Annotated in this window: 4 protein-coding genes; 3 read left to right on the plus strand and 1 reads right to left on the minus strand. The window is 56.9% G+C overall.

The features are described from left to right. Positions 1-190: 190 nt before the first annotated feature. From ACT6VE_RS34700 to ACT6VE_RS34710, 3 genes are all read left to right on the plus strand, one after another. Positions 191-1,033, plus strand: coding sequence for a hypothetical protein (locus tag ACT6VE_RS34700; RefSeq protein ID WP_444802642.1), 843 nt, complete (start codon positions 191-193; stop codon positions 1,031-1,033). A 272-nt stretch (positions 1,034-1,305) separates the two neighbouring features. Further along, entirely contained in the window at positions 1,306-1,515 is a 210-nt protein-coding gene (locus tag ACT6VE_RS34705; RefSeq protein ID WP_287891636.1) for a hypothetical protein, read from the plus strand. A gap of 30 nt (positions 1,516-1,545) precedes the next feature. Further along, positions 1,546-2,205, plus strand: coding sequence for a hypothetical protein (locus tag ACT6VE_RS34710; protein WP_287891635.1), 660 nt, complete (start codon positions 1,546-1,548; stop codon positions 2,203-2,205). 10 nt (positions 2,206-2,215) lie between these two features. Here the strand turns inward: ACT6VE_RS34710 and ACT6VE_RS34715 are convergent. Further along, positions 2,216-2,624, minus strand: a 409-nt coding sequence (locus ACT6VE_RS34715; RefSeq protein ID WP_444802643.1) for a hypothetical protein, incomplete at its 5' end; no start/stop codon positions are given.

The raw sequence follows: 2,624 nt of genomic DNA on the forward strand, positions 1-2,624 counted from the left end.
CCGACCCAAGACCAGTCGTTAGATCAACCACTGCGAACATCTGCTTCTAACGGAAAGTGTCGAAGAGGCGTTCAGAAGCGGATTGGCAGGAAGACGCCTCAAAAGTCGCCGTGCGGAGCGTACCGACCGTTTCCCGTTAGCTGCCTTTAGCAGTAGCATGACGCATCTCACTTCAATATGCGTCGCCGACATGCCGAAGCTCAAGAAACCTAGCGCCCCAAGATATGATAAGCGCATAATCCTCTTCATCGATTTCCTTGGGTTCAAGGAAGTAGTCGAACGCACAAAAACGGATGTCGATGAATTCTCAAGGCTTATTGATGCGCTGGAATCGATAGGTGTTGCCGGAGAGCTTACGACCAATGCGAGCCAGCAAGTAACGCAGTTTTCCGATTCCTTGGTGATTTCCTATAAGGTTAGCGAAACCTCGGGCGTATTCTGGATGGTAAATGCGATCGTGTTGACACTGATCCAGCTCGTTGGACAAGGCTATCTGCTGCGCGGCGCGGTGACGATTGGGAAGCTCTATCACACCCAGCGTCATCTGGTCGGCCCCGCTATGCTCACCGCCTACGAGATGGAGTCGAAGGTCGCGTGCGTCCCGCGCGTCATTTTCGACCCAAAAATCATTAAGGCCGCGCGGCGCCATCCTCAGCCCGGCCACACACCGGACGAGGAAGAATCCTATGTACGGCACTTCGTCAAGACGGATCTCGACGGGCAGCTCTATCTGGATTTTGTCACTTGGAAGAGTGTTGTAGAAGTCGCGGGATTGGATAGCGATGCCTATCCCGAATATCTCGCGAAGCTCGCCACGCTCATCGAGACAGGTCTCAACCATGAAGACGTTCGTGTGATCGAGAAATATCTCTGGCTCCACCGCGCCTACGCCGCCGAGCGTGAGCGCTTCGCGGCCATGCCAGCGCAATACGTGCACGATCCCGAGTATGTCGATGCCATAACGGCGCTGCCGAGCTTCAGCGTTCTGGCGACCAAGGCTCGCAAACGCCTCGGAGCCGCTAAAAATTCGTAATATCTCTCTCAAGCGCGGGCAAGCGCCCGCCGTTGGATAGACAGACGCGCGCAATTCTCCAGCATTAGGAAAGGATTACGGCACGTCAGACGGAACAACCGGACAGCCCGTCTCACGTCTCAAAACCCTCCCTCTACGCGCCAGCGGGCGATCAGCCGATGTGGCAAAATCGCTTGAATTCAAAGGCTCAAAGACGCTTGGTGCCCATTGATACGGTCTTGACACTGGGCCTGTAGCAATGCGACCGAACAAGCGGTCGAAACGAGAACCAAATGGCAAACTACGACGACGCCCTGAAAGTAATGGACGCGGTCGCAAAGTACCGTGAGGACGAGAGTTTGCCCGACGACCCGCACGAAATCGACCGCCTCTGCAAGCAGTTGTTCTCGGACGATGGGTTTGACGAAGTTGCCATCGCATGGAAGCGTATTTCGAAATACGAGCGTGAGGTACACGGAGCCGAATGGCCAAAGGCCGATTGATGGGAAGTGTCGTCGTGCTACTATTACCGCATGGCGAAGCGGATCGATCTCTATCAGGAAGCGTCCAAGCGTATGGCGATCAGCCCTGACGCTTGCATGGAGCAAATTCGGCGGTGCAGCATCAGTTCCAAGTTCGGATATGAGGCCACTGACCCAGCCTCGCTTGCCGCGATCGTGGGAATGGACGCAGACTGGGGTGCCGCCGCATTTGCGGAACTGCGGAGCACCGGTTTCATCAATACGGACTGGTCCCGTTTCAAATGGTACCAGCCAAGCGGCAAGGAACTCGAAGATAAGATAGCCGAGCTAGCGGCAATCGAAGCCGCGGCAATCATCAGGCTGTCGTCCATGGACTGCGCGCCGGCACTACCTGCTATCCGCGCCTTGGCTGAGAACTTCCTCGAAGAAGCGGATGGCGGGGACACGATTGCGGCGAGCCTTGCTCATAACAGGATGATGCTGGCGATCGTCAGCGCCACCGGCGAGCTTCGCCTCATGGAAGATTACGTCAAACACGCCAGTGTGGCGGTCGCCTATGCAGTTGCGGCTCGACTTGAGGCTGCCGACCTCGAGGGCATGAAACGTTCAGCCAATGTGATTGTAGACCTCATCGGGACGACCGAACCGCGCGACTGCGCAGCCGAAGCTGTCGCCATGCGGCTCCACCCGAGGGAGCCCGTGAACGCGTAGGACATCCCTCTCAGCAAAGCGGCAAGGCTGCCTGATCGACCTCCGCAAGAGGCTCGATGATCGGCGAGAAAGTGCGGGAGCTGCCCGCATAGGTTGGATACCCGGCTATGTTGTCCTCGATCGTCTGAAACCCATCCTGGCGGTCGTTGACCGGATAGATGCCCTCGCCCATCTTTTCGATGAGCGTCTGAAGCGAAGGGGCGATGCCATCGAAGAAGATCCGGCTAGCTGCGCGAACGCCCGCAATGTCGCCTGTCTTGGCTGCATCCAGAAACCGGTCGCTAGCCTCCACCAGAAATCCTGTGCGGACAGAATAAGTGTCTGCCATCCAAAGGAGGCGGAAAAACGCCTGGGGGATGAACTGCGAAACAAGGTCGGCAAGGGTGCTTTCCTTGCCACCCAGGACGATATGCGTGAGC

The sequence above is a fragment of the Shinella sp. genome, from assembly GCF_052438155.1.
Lineage (GTDB): Bacteria > Pseudomonadota > Alphaproteobacteria > Rhizobiales > Rhizobiaceae > Shinella.

What these genes read in the sequence shown, in the direction of transcription:
- ACT6VE_RS34700 (WP_444802642.1), top strand. Translation starts at nt 191, where the DNA reads ATGCCGAAGCTCAAGAAACCTAGCGCCCCAAGATATGATAAGCGCATA.
- ACT6VE_RS34705 (WP_287891636.1), top strand. Translation starts at nt 1,306, where the DNA reads ATGGCAAACTACGACGACGCCCTGAAAGTAATGGACGCGGTCGCAAAG.
- ACT6VE_RS34710 (WP_287891635.1), top strand. Translation starts at nt 1,546, where the DNA reads ATGGCGAAGCGGATCGATCTCTATCAGGAAGCGTCCAAGCGTATGGCG.